Consider the following 13,653-nt stretch of genomic DNA (forward strand, 5'->3'; position numbering starts at 1 on the left):
GCTTTTAGCCCTCCGGGATCTCACCCTGTTCTTTTTTCCCATAGGAGTCTCGATGTTTCCCCCGGCCCTTTATGTTTTTTTGAGTAACGGAACTTGGAGGTAAGAAAAATCTTTTCCATCGGATCGTTAAGTAAAATTACGACGTTTCGTTTTCACTATTAAAGTTAAAGCGGCTGGGAAATGGCGAGACTCCTGCAGGGAGATAGAGCCATGGTGAGATCCGCGAGTGTAACGAGCTAGCTCACCGGCTCCCCGCGGAAAGCGAGTCATTTCCAAGCCGATTTTCGTTACACATAATAAACGAAACAGCTCATTCTCTACTACCATTAAAAATATGTTAAGCCTCCTACAGGGGAGATAAAGCCATGGCGAGATCCGAGAGCGCAACGAGCTAGCTCACCGGATTCCCGCTTAAAAGCGAGCTATTTCCCAGCCGCTTTTCGCTACACACGATAAACGGAATCGTCTTTCCTAGTCCACCGCACATATAAACAAAACAGAGCACTTCTACTGGTAAATAAAAAGAGCCAGCACACCTAAAAAGGACAGGGCTGACTCTTTTTATAATTCCACCGTTTCTTTTAACATCTGCAGATCCTTCGATACGAGCACAGCATCCAACAAGAAGTCCTCTTCAGAAACCTCAGGCAGCTGGTACAGCGTAAAAATCACTTCACACCCAGACCCGTTTGGAACGACGCGCATCGGATTTAAAATTTCGGCACCTGTGCCCATCGTTACATAATGATCAAGAACTCCATACTCATTCTCCGGTACGAACTCGACCTTGGCCCAGCCGTCCTCGGTTTCGGCAATCCAATCTCCCTCTTTTTTTGCGACAGACAGGCAGAACGATTTTGCCCATGCTGCCAGGTTCATTGGCTCAAGCACAAACTGGTACACTTCCTCCATCGGCCGGTTGATTGAGACACTCACAGTTTTAGATTCATACATTAGCAAGCAACTCCTTCACCCAATTGATACCCTATTTTGCATAAAATTGATCCTGGAAATTTTATAAAATTGGAAAAAGGAGGATAATGGCTATCGTTTGCGATCAAATTTCATGAATCCGATAAAGATGAAAAGCGACCCTGCCATGTTACACAGGACACGGAATCCGTGGACGATCAGGAACTCTCTCGCCGTCTGTTTTAAGAAAGCGGCACTGTGAACGTCCGCTCCTTCAATAAACATAATTTCATTGCGCGGCCATTCAAACAGAATCGAAGCAGAACCCTCAAGCATGATCATCAGCATGCTCGCAATCACCCACCATCGGGTGGATTTATGACGCCACACAAGTAAAGCAGCAACGGCTCCGGTTACGATACTTAAAAAGCCAAGCGGCGGAAAATACGTGTTAGGCGCTGCCACTTTCATGAATTCCATGCCTACTTCAAAGGAATGCGGGATATTATAAAAGATGTTTGGGTACACCATAAAGGTCTGTAGTAAAATACTGCCAAGCATAATCAGCTGAATCCATAAGTGTCCGGCAATTGAACCAAAAGTAAATTTTTCTTTCATTTTTGTTCCTCCTTTGTTTTTTGCAAGCCGGCGGCAATAACACCTGCAGCCAATCCCCAGATCGCGTTTGTAAGGAGCACGCTGAGTGCTCCAAGCGAATGAGTCAGCGGTCCCTGCAAGTCACCAGTAACAATCGGTGACAGCACTGCACTGATAACGATGGCAAACATTCCATAAACAAGGCCGGCTCCGATCAGCGTTTTAACGGGCTGGTCGATATCCTTCCAGACAGCGGCCGCCACCCATACGATCGTGATCACAAAGGTGACAGCCTGGCTGGCTGCGGGCTTGCCTATCATTTCAAGCAGTCCAAGACCGCTGAAGAGCGGACGAATAAGCGCAAGGGCGCCGAGGGTAAATATAAATGTATAGTTCATTTCTAGCTTCACTCCTTTGCTGTCTCTATCATAGAAATCATTTCTAAATAAACCCTTTCTCGATTCTTAAATTTTTCTTAAATCGCCTTAAGAAAAATTTAAGATTCAGGGATTAGAATAAAGAGAGAGTGTGAGCTCGCGTCCATTTCCCTTCAAAACTTAAAAAGAAAGCAGGTGAGGAGCGTGTCAATTCGAAAGAGATTAATATTATCCAATCTCGCCATGATTGTTTTACCAATAATCGCGTTGATCCTTATGGAAGTTTTTCTAGGTGTTGTCATGTTCCACGTGTTTAACATGGAGCCGGGGAGCAGTCTGGAGTTGTTTACACAGATTCGTTTTCTCGGCATGATTCTAATCCTTATCGTGACGAACGGGCTCTTAACCTTTTATATGTCTAAAACGATCATTAAGCCGGTCAGGAGGCTCTCGGAAGCATCAAAAATAATTGCCAACGGAGAGCTCAATTTCAGTATTCAACCTGAGCGCCGGGACGAATTAGGTGAGCTGGCACAGAGCTTTGAAGTGATGCGCAGGAAGCTGCAGGAGGCTGAACAGCTGCAGAAGAAATATGAAAACGACCGAAAAGAACTGATTGCCAGCATCTCGCATGATCTAAAAACACCCATTACATCGATCAAAGGCTATGTCGAAGGGATCCGCGACGGCGTGGCCGATACGCCGGAGAAGCAGAATCGCTATATGAACACGATTTATAAAAAAGCGAATGAGATGGATCATTTAATTGATGAGCTGTTTCTGTATTCCAAACTTGAGGTTCAGCGTGTGCCGTTTCATTTCGGGAAAGTAGATCTCTATGCTTACTTTGAAGATTATTTAGAAGAGGCGGCTCTCTATAACGATATAAAAGGGGAGCTTCAGCCAAAAGAGAAGCAGAGTTTTTTCGTAAAAGCCGACCGTGAACAGCTCAACCGTGTCGTAACAAACCTGATCCAAAACAGTCTCAAGCATATGGAAAAAGAAGAGAAACAGCTGAAGGTGGAGCTTAAAGAATACGGTGAAAAAATTGAGACACGTCTCACAGACAATGGAACGGGCATACCAGAAGAGCATCTGCCCCACATTTTTGAACAATTTTACCGTGGAGATCAGGCGCGAAGCGGGGCAGCCGGAGGCAGCGGTCTCGGTCTGGCCATCGTGAAAAAGATCATAGAGGAGCATGGCGGGGATATCAGTGCCGAAAGCGAAGCAGGAAAAGGAACGACGATTATCTTTACATTGGAAAAATGGGAGGACGACCAGGATGGAGAGAATTCTCATCATTGAAGATGAGCGGGAAATCGCTGAGCTGGAACGCGACTATTTGGAAATGAACGGATTTACGGTCGATATCGAAGGAGACGGAAAGATCGGCTTAAAGAAGGCCATGGAAGAGGAGTACGACTTGCTGCTGCTCGATTTAATGCTGCCTGGTCAGAGCGGTTTTGAAATCTGCAAAACCGTTCGAAAGGAAAAGGAAATCCCCATCCTTATGATCACAGCGAAAAACGATGATATCGATAAAGTCAGAGGCCTCGGTCTGGGAGCTGATGATTACATCGTCAAACCCTTCAGTCCAAACGAGCTCGTCGCCCGAGTGAAGGCCCATTTAGCCAGATATAACCGTCTGGTGAAAAAGAAGGTTAACGAAAACGGTATTCGCATAAGAGGGCTGCACATTGACCGTGCATCGCGCCGGGTGTTTATGAACGGGGAAGAAAAAACACTGACTGCGAAAGAGTACGATTTGTTTTTATTCATGGCGCTTCATCCGAACCGTGTGTTCAGCAAGGAGGATCTGTTTGAGAAAATCTGGGGGCTTGATGCGCTCGCAGACAACACGACAGTGACGGTCCATATCAGAAGGATCCGTGAAAAAATTGAACAAGACCCCTCAAAACCAGAATTCATTGATACGATCTGGGGTGTCGGCTACCGTTTTCTTAAATAATCAGTGCCGTTTTTACACTGCCTGGCAAAGTCATAAAGAATTAACCCATATTCTCTTATGACCCTGAATATATCCCCATATTTTGGCATTGGCAGACGTTAGATGGATTACAGTAGGAGATGCTGTTTCTCATTGTGTTTTAGCGGCACATGCATTTTTGGACTTTTCTGACAGATGCGTTATGATTAAAAGCGTGAGAGATTTTATAACAAACAAGGAGGCGGATTAGTTGTTTAAAACACTCACTCTCGAACGCACCGCATGCGAAGGAGAGTCCCCTGTTTATAAAGTAAACATCTCAAGTGATGGAGACGTCGATTGGGAAGGACGGGAACACGTCCGAATGGATGGTCACCATACATGGACACTGGACGAAGAAGAAGTCCAGCAGCTGAATGAGCTCATTGAAGACTTCAACTATATGTCCTATCAATACATTCAAGGCGATCGGCAATCGGACTCCGCCCACCCCTACTGTAAAACATCCGTGCAAAATGAAAAAGGATGTTACCGGGAAATCAACCACTACCTCGGAGATACCCTTCAGATTGGAAGAGACCTCGAAGTATTTGAAGAGAAGGTTGAAGAAATTGCTGGCACCCGCGCCTATATCGGCAACCTGAATCCCAGCTAAAATTAAATCGGGGCGAAGCGGCCGCTGTCAGATCGATTCCAGCGTCATTTTTAATTGCCGCAGGTCACTTGCCGCCATCGCCCCATCTAATAAAAAGTTCTCCTCAGACACTTCAGGCAGACGGAAAAGCGTCAGCATCACTTCACAGCAGTCACGATACGAAACGACCCGCATCGGATAGTACAATTCCTCTCCATTAGCCAGTGTTAATGAAAAATCCAGCACTCCATAGGAATTATCTCCAGTAAACTGAACACATGCCGAACCATCCCCTGACTCTACATACCATTTCTCATTTTTCTGAGCGACCGACACACAAAAAGACTTTGCCCAGGCCGCTAAATTCATCGGCTCCCGTACGAAGCTATGTACCTCACTGCTTTTTTTATCGATCGTCATCCCAATCGTTCTCGCCTCAAGCATACCCTTCCTCCTCAGCCGCATCACGTTTTCGTCCCTATAGTCTTTAGCCAACTGAGCTGAAAATATTTAAAGTTGTTATTGGTGATTTTTACCCCCTTATGTATAAAAAGTGAGAAAACACACAGTACTAACATGAGGTGGTAGAAATGGCATTTATTATCATTGTTGGATTTGTCCTTCCATGGCTTACAGGCATTTATTTATATAAAAAAGCACCTAAAATTTTTTATACGACGGCACCCATTACTGCGTTGATTGCCGTTGTTTTGAACCAGGCAGGCATTCATATAGGACTGTGGGAAGTGAATCATATGCCGACGATTGTTTTACTGGATTCCTTATTTTTGGATTTAGGGATCTTTACTATCGCTGGAGCCTGGTTCACTTATATGCTGGTGTATAAAAGCGTAAAGCCTATATGGGTTTATATCATATTCATCGGCGGAATGGCGGGATTAGAAGGGCTGGCTCTTCTAGTAGAAACCATCAATTATGATCACAACTGGAACTTTTTTTATACCTTCCTGATGTATGTCGGCGGATTTCTTATAATTGGATGGATTATAAAAATATTAACGAAGCTAAAAGTTTTTCCGTAACTAAAAAAGGTTGAAGGAGTAGATCCTTCAACCTTTCTTTCGTATATTCAAGAGAATTTATTTAGTCAGCGATTTTTCTAATTCGTCTGCAAGAATGCGCATCCCTTTTGGACTCAGCCAGATCCCGCCTTGAAATTTCTGGTTATCGTCGGAAATTTCCCCTGTTATGACACAAGCTTGATCCGCTTGATACTTTTGCAGCACCATGACCTCGTCATCTACAAATATTTCTAAAGGGTCTTTTTCGTGGATATTCAAGGTTTTTCTTAATTCCATAGGAATGACCACTCGTCCCAGTTCATCCACATTCCGAACGATTCCGGTGCTTTTCATAATAGAAACCCCTTTCAAGATTTTTTTGGACACCTTCCTCATTGACTTATGTGCATCATTTACTAATCAAGTATCCTCTTCTCCATCGATTAAAACCAGTAATTTTAACCCACCTCATCAAAGAACAGTCACCTCTGAAATATCATCAAATAAAAGAGAGACAACCTTTTTCGTCTTCGGATCAATCCCTCTCACTTTTTTCGTGCCTGGGTCCATATGGGTTACTTTCACCTCTGCACAGCTAAAGTCAAAGCCATTATGGTACTTGACTTTAACGGTCAAATTATCGGCCATCGAACGCTGCAGCGCAAAGCTGTTTTCTTCCATCTGCTGTTCATCGATCACAGGCTTTTCCACTCTATCTAATTCTCTCCATATCTCCTGAATCATTTCCACGTGCTCGGGAAGCATAAGCGATGTCCATTTAATTGTTCCCCGGTCATTTGTCTTCCCCATCATTTTCCCCTCCTATACATAGGAACGTTTGTTCTTATTATATGTAGAAGTGGGAGAGCAATACAATAAAAGATTCCGTTAGTTTAGATTGCCCATTCGTTTATAAGGACAGGATCGAGGCCCCCCCCAATACTGTCTAAATTTTTAAATTCATTATTTGAATTAATTGGATGTACATGATTACTGGTTTATATTAGGAATATAATCTGATTGAGAGGAGATCTTCTTATGATGGTTTATGCACCTTTCTTAGTGGTTCTCATACCAGGGATTAGTGTTTTGATGCTTACCTTGTGGTTTAGTAAAAAAGGATCTTCGATATTTCTAAGAATATTGCCTAGCATTCTTTTAACAATTGCTGCTGCCATTCTCTTTTATATCGGTTATGTTAATATTAGGGGATTTGAAGGAGCGGCTTATAGCTTGCTCAGCTTCTCTCTCATCATTTTTGCTAGTATTTCTTTAGCAATTGGAATGAAAAATAAAACCACAGTAAACCATTAGAAGGGAAGAGGAGGGGATTAGGATCGATAGCAGCAACCAGGTCATTTGTGATAAAAGAACATACTCCAGGGAAATGCATTCCCATCAACATGATTTCGGCCAGTTTCTTTTTCCTTTGCAAGGTTCTTTAGATATTCATACAAACTCGCAAAATATAAATCTCACTTCTGATTATTGTTTTTACCTGCCCCCTTCGTTTACTCATGACTTTCGTTCTAAGGATAGAAATGAATTTCTCATCTTAGATATCCCCACTCACTTTTTGCTTTGGGATACAGAAAGTATGTATGTACAGATGGATGAGCAGTGGAAAGCGATTCGGTTTCTGCTGTTAGAAGAGGCGGGGAATAAAAATACAGAATCAGCCGCACTTAATGATCTAACGAGATACGTGACTCATCAATTAAAGAGCTCTACACCTGCATCCATTCAATATATTCATGATCATTACAAAGAACCGATCAGCCTAGAGACATTAGCTGGAATAGAAAACTACCATCCCGTTTATTTCTCCAAGTGGTTTAAAGAAAAAACAGGGAAGAGCCCTAAAGTATATATCAACGAAATGCGGTTGAAAGAAGCGAGAAAGTTATTAGTGAACACGTCCTGGACGATATCGTATATCAGCCAGGAAATCGGCTTTGAAAACTCCTCCTCCTTTACAAGGTGGTTTTCCAAGTGGGAAGGGACTACCCCGCAAAAATACAGAAGGATTAAGAATGGATAAAAAGAAACTTAAACTCAGTAAAGATGAAGAAGCAGGATTCATCTACAATGGGTTTAAGTTCTTTTTTTTAGGTGGTGAAGAAGATGGAAAAAATGTGGGCTCCTTTTTTGGTTTTACTGGCCGCTGTGTTATGGGGAACAACAGGGACAGCTCAAGCCCTCGCTCCAGAGAGTGCACACCCTGTTGTTATTGGAGCGGTTCGCTTAGCATTTGGAGGGATTCCTCTATTCATTCTCGTCCTTTTGTTAGGAAAGCTGAATTTAAAAAATTGGCCCGTAAAGGAAACGCTGCTTGCTTCTTTAAGCATGGCCTGTTATCAGCCCTTCTTTTTCTCTGCCGTCACATTGACCGGAGTAGCCATAGGCACCGTTATAGCGATTGGAAGTGCACCGATTTTAGCCGGGATGATCGAGTGGATTTTTTATAAAAAACGTCCTCAGCGCGTATGGTGGATTGCTACCATTTTATCGATCACAGGCTGCTTGATGCTCTTTATTAATAAAGAATCTGTAACGGCAGACCCTTATGGCATTGCAATGGCATTGATCGCAGGATTAACTTTTGCCATATATACGCTTGTCAGCAGAAAATTAGTGGAGAATCATTCCTCTCTTTCCATAGTGGCTGTCGTCTTTACGCTGAGTGCCATCTTCCTGTCTCCTTTGCTATTTATCTATGACATCTCGTGGATCACAGAAGGAAGAGGTTTCGCCGTAAGCCTCCATCTTGGAATTATCGCTACAGGGCTTGCCTATTTTCTGTTTGCAAGAGGTCTTGTAAACGTCCCTTCATCAACGGCCGTCACTCTGGCATTGGCAGAACCGTTGACAGCTGCATTGTTAGGCGTATTTTTCCTTGGAGAACGTCTGGCGTTTACTTCATGGATAGGGATCTTTTTCTTACTATTAGGGATTGGGATGTTGATTCTTAATACCAGGAATGCGAGTAGGGGTGTGGAAAAGAATCTGCGCTCCGCTGTAAGTAAATAAAGAAGAAACCTTCTACTTGGGGAAGTAGAAGGTTTCTTTATGTTTAGAAAGAAGACTTTTGCATTTTCCGTATATAGACAATTTGGCCAATGTGGTAAGCGTTATGGGTGGCGGCATTGGAAACAAGGTGCCACCATTTTGCATCATCAGGGAATCCATTGACCTCTAACTCCAGCTGTTCTGATGTAATAAGTTCCTGCCATTGCAAGAGGACCTCTAATAACCTTTCTTTAAGAGCCGAGAAAGAAACGTCTTCATTAAGAAGGAAAGTATCATCATTATCAGTTTTTGGAACCGCATTTACGTGGGATTTCTGGTACCTCAGCTGCCACGTTTCATTCCAATAAATCAGATGCTGGACAATCTGGGCAATGCTGTGGCTGGAATCATCGGGCTTCCAAAATGCTTCGGTCTCAGAAACACCTTCAACGGCTTCGATAAAGGATAGGTACCAGCTGCGATCATTTGCATTTGCCAAAAGTTGATCTAACAATAAGGTTTTCATATCAGCCATTTCCTTGTCATCTCATATGCGCTTATTATTGGAGCGATCTTCCATTATGTCCATTATAGAGGAAACCGGAGGTAAAAGAATAGCCTTTCTTTTGTTGTGGAATTCAGTTCAATTGCTTCTACGTTGACGACTTTCATGGAAGGTGGTAAGCTTATAATTAATTATAGACAATAAGAGTCCTTAATATCTTTAATAGGAGGAAATGATGAAATACTCAAAAGCGACGAACTACGCATTACACACCATGGTGTTCTTAATTGCTTTGCCGAAAGGAAGCACGATAGGGGTCCAAAGCCTGGCCGAAATGCAGGGTCTTTCTCCAACGTACCTTTCAAAAATACTCACGAAGCTTGCTAAAGGGGGGTTAATTGAATCAACTCCCGGCGTGAAGGGAGGTTATAAGGTTTCTAAAGCGAAAGATAAAATTTCATTTTTAGATGTGATCAAAACCGTGGAAGGTGAGTCCAATTTATTTAGCTGCTCCATGGATCATAAGGAAGGCTGTATGATTGAAAACGTCATGATTGAGGCTGAACAGAGCATGAAGGAAGATCTGGCTAACAGGTTTCTCGTTGATATTGCCAACAAGATGGATGAAAAAAGCATGAACCATATAAAAAGTAAAGCAAATTAAGGAGATGATGAAGTGAAGGGTAATCTTAGAAAAAAGGTAGAGTACCTGGACAGCAGCAAAAGAAAAGAGCTATTTCCGCCTGAAAGTTTATTAGAGCTTCTGCCTTTCGATAGCAGTAAAGACATTTTAGATGTGGGGGCAGGAACAGGTTTCTTAACTATACCATCAGCCAGAAAAACGAGCGGAACCGTTTACGCCCTTGATCCAGATCCCCGCATCCTGGAAATCCTGAAATCCAAAGTCAGGGAGGCAGAGCTTGAAAATATTCAAACCTTTCAAGGGGAAATGAAAGATTTAACCCTGGAGAATTCGATTGATATCGTAATAGCCTCCCTTGTCCTTCATGAAATAAAGGATTTACCTGATACTTTACAGTTAATCCACCAAGTGCTGAAAGCCAACGGTGCCTTTGCATGTGTGGAATTAGAAGATGGCCAGGATCAGACTCATAACCATCCAAGAATCTCCTCTGAAAAAATGGAGCAGCAATTAAATAAAGCAGGTTTTGAAGTAACGAAGAAGCTTTATCCGGCAGAATCCATCTATGTTTTGATCGCTCTAAAGTCTAATTGAGTGGAATATTTTTTGGTTTAATTATAGATATTAAGGGTCTTTAATATATGGTTTTAAGTCAGGGAGGCAAAAGAATTTGCCTCTTTTTTTCTATGGATAGGGTAAAGTTAAAAAACTTGGTTTCTATAAATTGGTATAATATTGAAACCAATAGTAAAGCGGAACGTACAGAATGTTAAAGTGATTTCATAAAATACAGCTAACGATTGGAGGAAGAAATGAGCATCTTTTTAGAATACGTAGCAGGAATTCTCCTCGTACTGGCACTATTAGGAATAGCTTTTATGGTAATGTACATAGGCTTTAGAGGATTATATAAATCTTTTAAACGGATGAAAAACTAGCTTGGAATAAGAATCTATAAAGATTAATTGGAAACCTCTGATACATAAAAGGAGAGATTCTAATGGATTTTACTAAAATCCTGACTCTACTCGGTATTATCATTCTGCTTTTATTCGGGTGTAGTAACAGTGGAACGACACGTAATCCCTCCCCTGAAGATTTTTTGAAGAATGAGGATGCTGATATCTTCTTGCTCGATGGGATCGTTTATTCAAATGTCCACGACGTGGAATGGGTGCAAGAATTAGACTACACGTTAGGCGGTCAAATCGGAGAAATAAATAAGCAAAGCGACAAGGCTTGGAGCTTTAACAACGGATCAGCCAATAAGCTGCCTGTAGGTACTAAAATATATGAAACAGACACTCCCGTCAGCATTGCTATTGTAAACGCCACCCATATACCCTATTTGAAAATGATTGAAGGATAAGGAATAACAAAATGAGGGAGGGGCTATTTTATTTTGAGTTACATCAAATCAATGCTATATCCAATAAAAAACGGCAAATCCGTACTTATAAGAACAGCGCTCGTTGAAGATGCCGCTAAAATCCTTACATATAACCAGGCAATCATCAGCAACTCCCCATATTTACTGACAACTGAAGAAGAATTTAATGTAACACCCGAGCAGCAGGAAGACTTCCTTGAAAAGATGTTAAACGAGGAAGGAAAGCTTGCCATTTTAGCCGAATACGAGGGAGAAATCATAGGGTTTTTGGATTTTCATAATGGCCATAAGAAAAGGTTACAGCATCAAGGCAGTTTTGGTATGAGTGTCGCTGCTGAATTTAGAAATCAAGGCATTGGTAAAGCTTTGGTGACGGAGCTGCTAAATTGGGCGGAGAACAACACTCTCATTGAAAAAGTTTCACTCGAAGTATTTGCTGAGAATACGATTGCTATATCTTTATATAAGAGAACAGGGTTTACGGTAGAAGGGCAAAAACGAAAGGCAGTTAAAGTGGATACCAGAAAATACTTTGACTTAATCGTAATGGCTTATTTTACAAGATAGAAAGCCTAGCATTTCGTTCAAATCGGGGGTGAGAAAATGAAGGTTAGATTAAGTGAGTATACGGAAAAATGGAAGCTGATGTTTGAGCAGGAAGCAGTGAAACTGAAGGCTATTTTTGGAGATGAAGTGATTTCATTTGAACATTTCGGCAGCACTGCCGTTCCGGGTATGAAAGCAAAGCCAGTCATCGATATGATGGGAATTGTAAAGGATATTGAAAAAATTGCTACATACAATGTCCACATGGAGTCTCTGGGATATGAAGCAGCAGGTGAATGGGGGATTGAGGGACGAAGGCTGTTCCGAAAAGGCGGAGAACAAAGGACTCATCACCTTCATCTCTATCAATTTGATAATCCTCAGATTAAACGGCATTTAATATTGCGAGATTACCTCCTTGCCCATCCAGCAGAAGCAAGCAGATATAGTCAATTCAAAGAAAAGCTGGCGGAGAAATACGAATTCACCAGGGAGTACAGTCCGGCTAAGAAAGAATTTGTTTCAGAGATGGAAAAAAGGGCATTAGACTGGTATAAAAGCAAAAGGTAAACAGGTTTAGAAAGCGAAAAGGAGAGGGTTATGATTAGAACGAAGAATGCTCTATCAGGACATAAAAAGAACAAAGGCTTGTCTTCCTCCAAAACAATCGGAGCTCTGGGCGCTTTACTCTTTATGATGATCTTCTATGTTTTTACAGATCCGACTCTTCACCCCTTCTCAGAAACGGGCTCTCTTCGAACGGGTGGTTCGTTTATCCGCTCAATACTCCCGCTGATGGATGTATTGAAAACCATAGGGTGGTTGTTCATTAAGTGATTAACCTTTAAACTATTAAAAATCTTTGGAGATTAGAATCAAAGAAAAGATGAAGAAGACACAGAAAGAGGCAAACTTTAGTTAGAAGACCTGTGGTCATAATACAGTTTTCTATTCCCTAGTCTCTTTATCAGTCCTTCTTCCTCCGCCTTTTTCCAGCGTTTTACCGATATGATGTCCAATGCCTCTTTCTCTCCTTTTGATCGAGGCTTGGAACGTTTTCGCCTTCCGTTTCGGCTTTCAGCAATCTGTCTATTGGCTTCTTTACGGTTAGACTCAATCCGATGATTTAGATCGTTTAAACTTACTTTTTTCAATGGGCAGCCTCCTTGTGTAAGACTAGTATGGCTCAGCTATTAATCTTTTATGATGAGGAGAATAAAAAAAGAACCCACAGATCAGATATCTGTTGATTCTTTAGGGTTAAACCACGGTTCAATAAAACTGGCAATATTCACTTGTTTGGCTTGTTGAATCAAGTAATCCTTGTCTATGTCGTCTTTATGAATTAAGAACATTCTATAGGCCCATTCGTAATCTTCATCTTCTTCAGGGTACTTTAAAGTAAAAGCAATCCCTTCTATGCGGTGGATAATGATATCTTCTACACCTATGACATAAAGTTTTTTGCCATTAGGAAGGCTTATCTCATACACCCGATCAAGGCTTCCTTCAAGCTTGTTTGAGGGAACTTCAATGGCTATCTCTGATTCTAAGTGGTACCATGCCCGTTGTGTTCGCTGGAATCCTAATTCAGTAAGAAGTTCATCAAATAAATCCCAACGTTCACTTACGAAATCAATATCATGGGTATGATAATCATTTCGAGTATAGATCTCAACCGACAACCCGCCTACAACAATAGGAGTGATGCCTTTATTTTTGAAATAATCTGTAATAAGTGAAGCGAACTCAAGCTGCCGTTCAAATTTAGGCTTATCTCCTAACGTTTTAAGGGCTTCTTTTAAATCGTTAACGGTAGTCATAGTACATAGACCTTTGCCCTGTTTTAACGATCTTGCCTGCTTTAACGGCTTTTTGCCACCGGGCTACAGATATTTCGTTTAATGCTTGAACTTCTCCAGGTGCACGGGTGCGAGACTTCTTCCGTCGCCCATAGGGCCGGACTGAAGTTTTAATCACAGCATTTGCCACTTTACGGTTCACAGTGATATTTTGATTGATCCGTTCAAAAGTAACCGTACGCATAAATCTCCACCCACCTTTTAA

24 protein-coding genes are annotated in these 13,653 nt (G+C 41.8%); 14 read left to right on the top strand and 10 right to left on the bottom strand.

The window, feature by feature from the left end; genetic code table 11:
* Positions 1 to 561 precede the first annotated feature (561 nt).
* From B7E06_RS00645 to B7E06_RS00655, 3 genes are all read right to left on the bottom strand, one after another.
* Positions 562 to 954 carry a hypothetical protein gene (locus B7E06_RS00645; protein ID WP_082232032.1) on the bottom strand — a complete coding sequence of 131 codons (393 nt, stop codon included), beginning with the start codon at positions 952 to 954 and terminating at the stop codon, positions 562 to 564.
* A gap of 90 nt (positions 955 to 1,044) precedes the next feature.
* Positions 1,045 to 1,530, bottom strand: coding sequence for a hypothetical protein (locus B7E06_RS00650; RefSeq protein WP_082232033.1), 486 nt, complete (start codon positions 1,528 to 1,530; stop codon positions 1,045 to 1,047).
* On the bottom strand, positions 1,527 to 1,907 hold the full coding sequence (locus tag B7E06_RS00655; RefSeq protein WP_082232034.1) for a hypothetical protein: 381 nt from the start codon (positions 1,905 to 1,907) through the stop codon (positions 1,527 to 1,529). Before B7E06_RS00655 ends, B7E06_RS00650 begins: the two co-directional genes overlap by 4 nt.
* Before the next feature lie 183 nt (positions 1,908 to 2,090).
* On the opposite strand from B7E06_RS00655, the gene B7E06_RS00660 reads away from it, so the two are divergent.
* The 3 genes from B7E06_RS00660 to B7E06_RS00670 all read left to right on the top strand — a co-directional run bounded on the left by B7E06_RS00660 (position 2,091) and on the right by B7E06_RS00670 (position 4,492).
* Positions 2,091 to 3,194, top strand: a complete 1,104-nt coding sequence (locus B7E06_RS00660; RefSeq protein WP_082232035.1) for a sensor histidine kinase — start codon at positions 2,091 to 2,093, stop codon at positions 3,192 to 3,194.
* The gene (locus B7E06_RS00665; RefSeq protein ID WP_082232036.1) at positions 3,172 to 3,858 is read left to right on the top strand and encodes a response regulator transcription factor; all 687 of its coding nucleotides are present in this window, start codon (positions 3,172 to 3,174) and stop codon (positions 3,856 to 3,858) included. Before B7E06_RS00660 ends, B7E06_RS00665 begins: the two co-directional genes overlap by 23 nt.
* Positions 3,859 to 4,087: 229 nt before the next feature.
* On the top strand, positions 4,088 to 4,492 hold the full coding sequence (locus tag B7E06_RS00670) for a DUF6438 domain-containing protein (protein WP_082232037.1): 405 nt from the start codon (positions 4,088 to 4,090) through the stop codon (positions 4,490 to 4,492).
* A 27-nt stretch (positions 4,493 to 4,519) separates the two neighbouring features.
* On the opposite strand, the gene B7E06_RS00675 is transcribed toward B7E06_RS00670, so the two are convergent.
* Positions 4,520 to 4,915, bottom strand: coding sequence for a hypothetical protein (locus tag B7E06_RS00675; RefSeq protein ID WP_082232038.1), 396 nt, complete (start codon positions 4,913 to 4,915; stop codon positions 4,520 to 4,522).
* A gap of 146 nt (positions 4,916 to 5,061) precedes the next feature.
* Here B7E06_RS00675 and B7E06_RS00680 point away from each other — a divergent pair, with 146 nt between their 5' ends.
* A complete protein-coding gene (locus B7E06_RS00680; RefSeq protein WP_082232039.1) occupies positions 5,062 to 5,514 on the top strand; it encodes a hypothetical protein in 453 nt (150 codons plus the stop codon).
* A 57-nt stretch (positions 5,515 to 5,571) separates the two neighbouring features.
* Here B7E06_RS00680 and B7E06_RS00685 read toward each other — a convergent pair whose 3' ends face one another.
* Complete coding sequence (locus tag B7E06_RS00685; protein WP_082232040.1) at positions 5,572 to 5,847, bottom strand: AbrB/MazE/SpoVT family DNA-binding domain-containing protein; 276 nt, start codon at positions 5,845 to 5,847, stop codon at positions 5,572 to 5,574.
* A 117-nt stretch (positions 5,848 to 5,964) separates the two neighbouring features.
* Entirely contained in the window at positions 5,965 to 6,306 is a 342-nt protein-coding gene (locus tag B7E06_RS00690; protein WP_082232041.1) for a YolD-like family protein, read from the bottom strand.
* 225 nt (positions 6,307 to 6,531) lie between these two features.
* On the opposite strand from B7E06_RS00690, the gene B7E06_RS00695 reads away from it, so the two are divergent.
* From B7E06_RS00695 to B7E06_RS00705, 3 genes are all read left to right on the top strand, one after another.
* Entirely contained in the window at positions 6,532 to 6,807 is a 276-nt protein-coding gene (locus B7E06_RS00695) for a YesK family protein (RefSeq protein WP_082232042.1), read from the top strand.
* A gap of 283 nt (positions 6,808 to 7,090) precedes the next feature.
* The gene (locus tag B7E06_RS00700) at positions 7,091 to 7,534 is read left to right on the top strand and encodes a helix-turn-helix domain-containing protein (RefSeq protein WP_245807643.1); all 444 of its coding nucleotides are present in this window, start codon (positions 7,091 to 7,093) and stop codon (positions 7,532 to 7,534) included.
* A gap of 83 nt (positions 7,535 to 7,617) precedes the next feature.
* The gene (locus B7E06_RS00705) at positions 7,618 to 8,523 is read left to right on the top strand and encodes an EamA family transporter (protein WP_082232044.1); all 906 of its coding nucleotides are present in this window, start codon (positions 7,618 to 7,620) and stop codon (positions 8,521 to 8,523) included.
* A 43-nt stretch (positions 8,524 to 8,566) separates the two neighbouring features.
* Here B7E06_RS00705 and B7E06_RS00710 read toward each other — a convergent pair whose 3' ends face one another.
* A complete protein-coding gene (locus B7E06_RS00710; RefSeq protein WP_082232045.1) occupies positions 8,567 to 9,037 on the bottom strand; it encodes a DinB family protein in 471 nt (156 codons plus the stop codon).
* A 202-nt stretch (positions 9,038 to 9,239) separates the two neighbouring features.
* Between B7E06_RS00710 and B7E06_RS00715 the strand changes: the two genes are divergently transcribed.
* The 7 genes from B7E06_RS00715 (at position 9,240) to B7E06_RS00740 (ending at position 12,423) form a co-directional block, all read left to right on the top strand.
* A complete protein-coding gene (locus tag B7E06_RS00715) occupies positions 9,240 to 9,671 on the top strand; it encodes an Rrf2 family transcriptional regulator (protein WP_082232046.1) in 432 nt (143 codons plus the stop codon).
* 12 nt (positions 9,672 to 9,683) lie between these two features.
* Positions 9,684 to 10,244, top strand: a complete 561-nt coding sequence (locus tag B7E06_RS00720) for a class I SAM-dependent methyltransferase (RefSeq protein ID WP_082232047.1) — start codon at positions 9,684 to 9,686, stop codon at positions 10,242 to 10,244.
* A gap of 218 nt (positions 10,245 to 10,462) precedes the next feature.
* On the top strand, positions 10,463 to 10,588 hold the full coding sequence (locus B7E06_RS22180) for a hypothetical protein (protein ID WP_281249025.1): 126 nt from the start codon (positions 10,463 to 10,465) through the stop codon (positions 10,586 to 10,588).
* A 62-nt stretch (positions 10,589 to 10,650) separates the two neighbouring features.
* A complete protein-coding gene (locus B7E06_RS00725; RefSeq protein WP_082232048.1) occupies positions 10,651 to 11,019 on the top strand; it encodes a hypothetical protein in 369 nt (122 codons plus the stop codon).
* Between the two features lie 33 nt (positions 11,020 to 11,052).
* The gene (locus tag B7E06_RS00730) at positions 11,053 to 11,607 is read left to right on the top strand and encodes a GNAT family N-acetyltransferase (RefSeq protein WP_245807644.1); all 555 of its coding nucleotides are present in this window, start codon (positions 11,053 to 11,055) and stop codon (positions 11,605 to 11,607) included.
* A gap of 36 nt (positions 11,608 to 11,643) precedes the next feature.
* Positions 11,644 to 12,156, top strand: coding sequence for a GrpB family protein (locus tag B7E06_RS00735; RefSeq protein WP_082232050.1), 513 nt, complete (start codon positions 11,644 to 11,646; stop codon positions 12,154 to 12,156).
* A 30-nt stretch (positions 12,157 to 12,186) separates the two neighbouring features.
* Positions 12,187 to 12,423 carry a hypothetical protein gene (locus B7E06_RS00740; RefSeq protein WP_082232051.1) on the top strand — a complete coding sequence of 79 codons (237 nt, stop codon included), beginning with the start codon at positions 12,187 to 12,189 and terminating at the stop codon, positions 12,421 to 12,423.
* Positions 12,424 to 12,500: 77 nt separating this feature from the next.
* On the opposite strand, the gene B7E06_RS00745 is transcribed toward B7E06_RS00740, so the two are convergent.
* The 3 genes from B7E06_RS00745 to B7E06_RS00755 form a co-directional block, all read right to left on the bottom strand.
* Positions 12,501 to 12,740, bottom strand: coding sequence for a hypothetical protein (locus B7E06_RS00745; protein WP_082232052.1), 240 nt, complete (start codon positions 12,738 to 12,740; stop codon positions 12,501 to 12,503).
* Between the two features lie 81 nt (positions 12,741 to 12,821).
* Positions 12,822 to 13,409 carry a hypothetical protein gene (locus B7E06_RS00750; protein ID WP_082232053.1) on the bottom strand — a complete coding sequence of 196 codons (588 nt, stop codon included), beginning with the start codon at positions 13,407 to 13,409 and terminating at the stop codon, positions 12,822 to 12,824.
* Positions 13,396 to 13,632, bottom strand: a complete 237-nt coding sequence (locus B7E06_RS00755) for a hypothetical protein (protein ID WP_082232054.1) — start codon at positions 13,630 to 13,632, stop codon at positions 13,396 to 13,398. Before B7E06_RS00755 ends, B7E06_RS00750 begins: the two co-directional genes overlap by 14 nt.
* Between the last annotated feature and the right edge of the window lie 21 nt (positions 13,633 to 13,653).

Origin of the sequence: Halobacillus massiliensis (assembly GCF_900166625.1) — a bacterium.
Classification (GTDB): domain Bacteria; phylum Bacillota; class Bacilli; order Bacillales; family Halobacillaceae; genus Halobacillus_A; species Halobacillus_A massiliensis.

Excerpts from the sequence above, each read along its gene's own strand:
- B7E06_RS00725 (WP_082232048.1), top strand. The coding sequence starts at position 10,651 with ATGGATTTTACTAAAATCCTGACTCTACTCGGTATTATCATTCTGCTT.
- B7E06_RS00700 (WP_245807643.1), top strand. The coding sequence starts at position 7,091 with ATGTATGTACAGATGGATGAGCAGTGGAAAGCGATTCGGTTTCTGCTG.
- B7E06_RS00675 (WP_082232038.1), bottom strand. The coding sequence starts at position 4,915 with ATGCTTGAGGCGAGAACGATTGGGATGACGATCGATAAAAAAAGCAGT.
- B7E06_RS00705 (WP_082232044.1), top strand. The coding sequence starts at position 7,618 with ATGGAAAAAATGTGGGCTCCTTTTTTGGTTTTACTGGCCGCTGTGTTA.
- B7E06_RS00750 (WP_082232053.1), bottom strand. The coding sequence starts at position 13,409 with ATGACTACCGTTAACGATTTAAAAGAAGCCCTTAAAACGTTAGGAGAT.
- B7E06_RS00755 (WP_082232054.1), bottom strand. The coding sequence starts at position 13,632 with ATGCGTACGGTTACTTTTGAACGGATCAATCAAAATATCACTGTGAAC.
- B7E06_RS00650 (WP_082232033.1), bottom strand. The coding sequence starts at position 1,530 with ATGAAAGAAAAATTTACTTTTGGTTCAATTGCCGGACACTTATGGATT.
- B7E06_RS00645 (WP_082232032.1), bottom strand. The coding sequence starts at position 954 with ATGTATGAATCTAAAACTGTGAGTGTCTCAATCAACCGGCCGATGGAG.
- B7E06_RS00680 (WP_082232039.1), top strand. The coding sequence starts at position 5,062 with ATGGCATTTATTATCATTGTTGGATTTGTCCTTCCATGGCTTACAGGC.
- B7E06_RS00715 (WP_082232046.1), top strand. The coding sequence starts at position 9,240 with ATGATGAAATACTCAAAAGCGACGAACTACGCATTACACACCATGGTG.
- B7E06_RS00695 (WP_082232042.1), top strand. The coding sequence starts at position 6,532 with ATGATGGTTTATGCACCTTTCTTAGTGGTTCTCATACCAGGGATTAGT.
- B7E06_RS00685 (WP_082232040.1), bottom strand. The coding sequence starts at position 5,847 with ATGAAAAGCACCGGAATCGTTCGGAATGTGGATGAACTGGGACGAGTG.
- B7E06_RS22180 (WP_281249025.1), top strand. The coding sequence starts at position 10,463 with ATGAGCATCTTTTTAGAATACGTAGCAGGAATTCTCCTCGTACTGGCA.
- B7E06_RS00740 (WP_082232051.1), top strand. The coding sequence starts at position 12,187 with ATGATTAGAACGAAGAATGCTCTATCAGGACATAAAAAGAACAAAGGC.
- B7E06_RS00735 (WP_082232050.1), top strand. The coding sequence starts at position 11,644 with ATGAAGGTTAGATTAAGTGAGTATACGGAAAAATGGAAGCTGATGTTT.
- B7E06_RS00690 (WP_082232041.1), bottom strand. The coding sequence starts at position 6,306 with ATGATGGGGAAGACAAATGACCGGGGAACAATTAAATGGACATCGCTT.
- B7E06_RS00665 (WP_082232036.1), top strand. The coding sequence starts at position 3,172 with ATGGAGAGAATTCTCATCATTGAAGATGAGCGGGAAATCGCTGAGCTG.
- B7E06_RS00710 (WP_082232045.1), bottom strand. The coding sequence starts at position 9,037 with ATGGCTGATATGAAAACCTTATTGTTAGATCAACTTTTGGCAAATGCA.
- B7E06_RS00655 (WP_082232034.1), bottom strand. The coding sequence starts at position 1,907 with ATGAACTATACATTTATATTTACCCTCGGCGCCCTTGCGCTTATTCGT.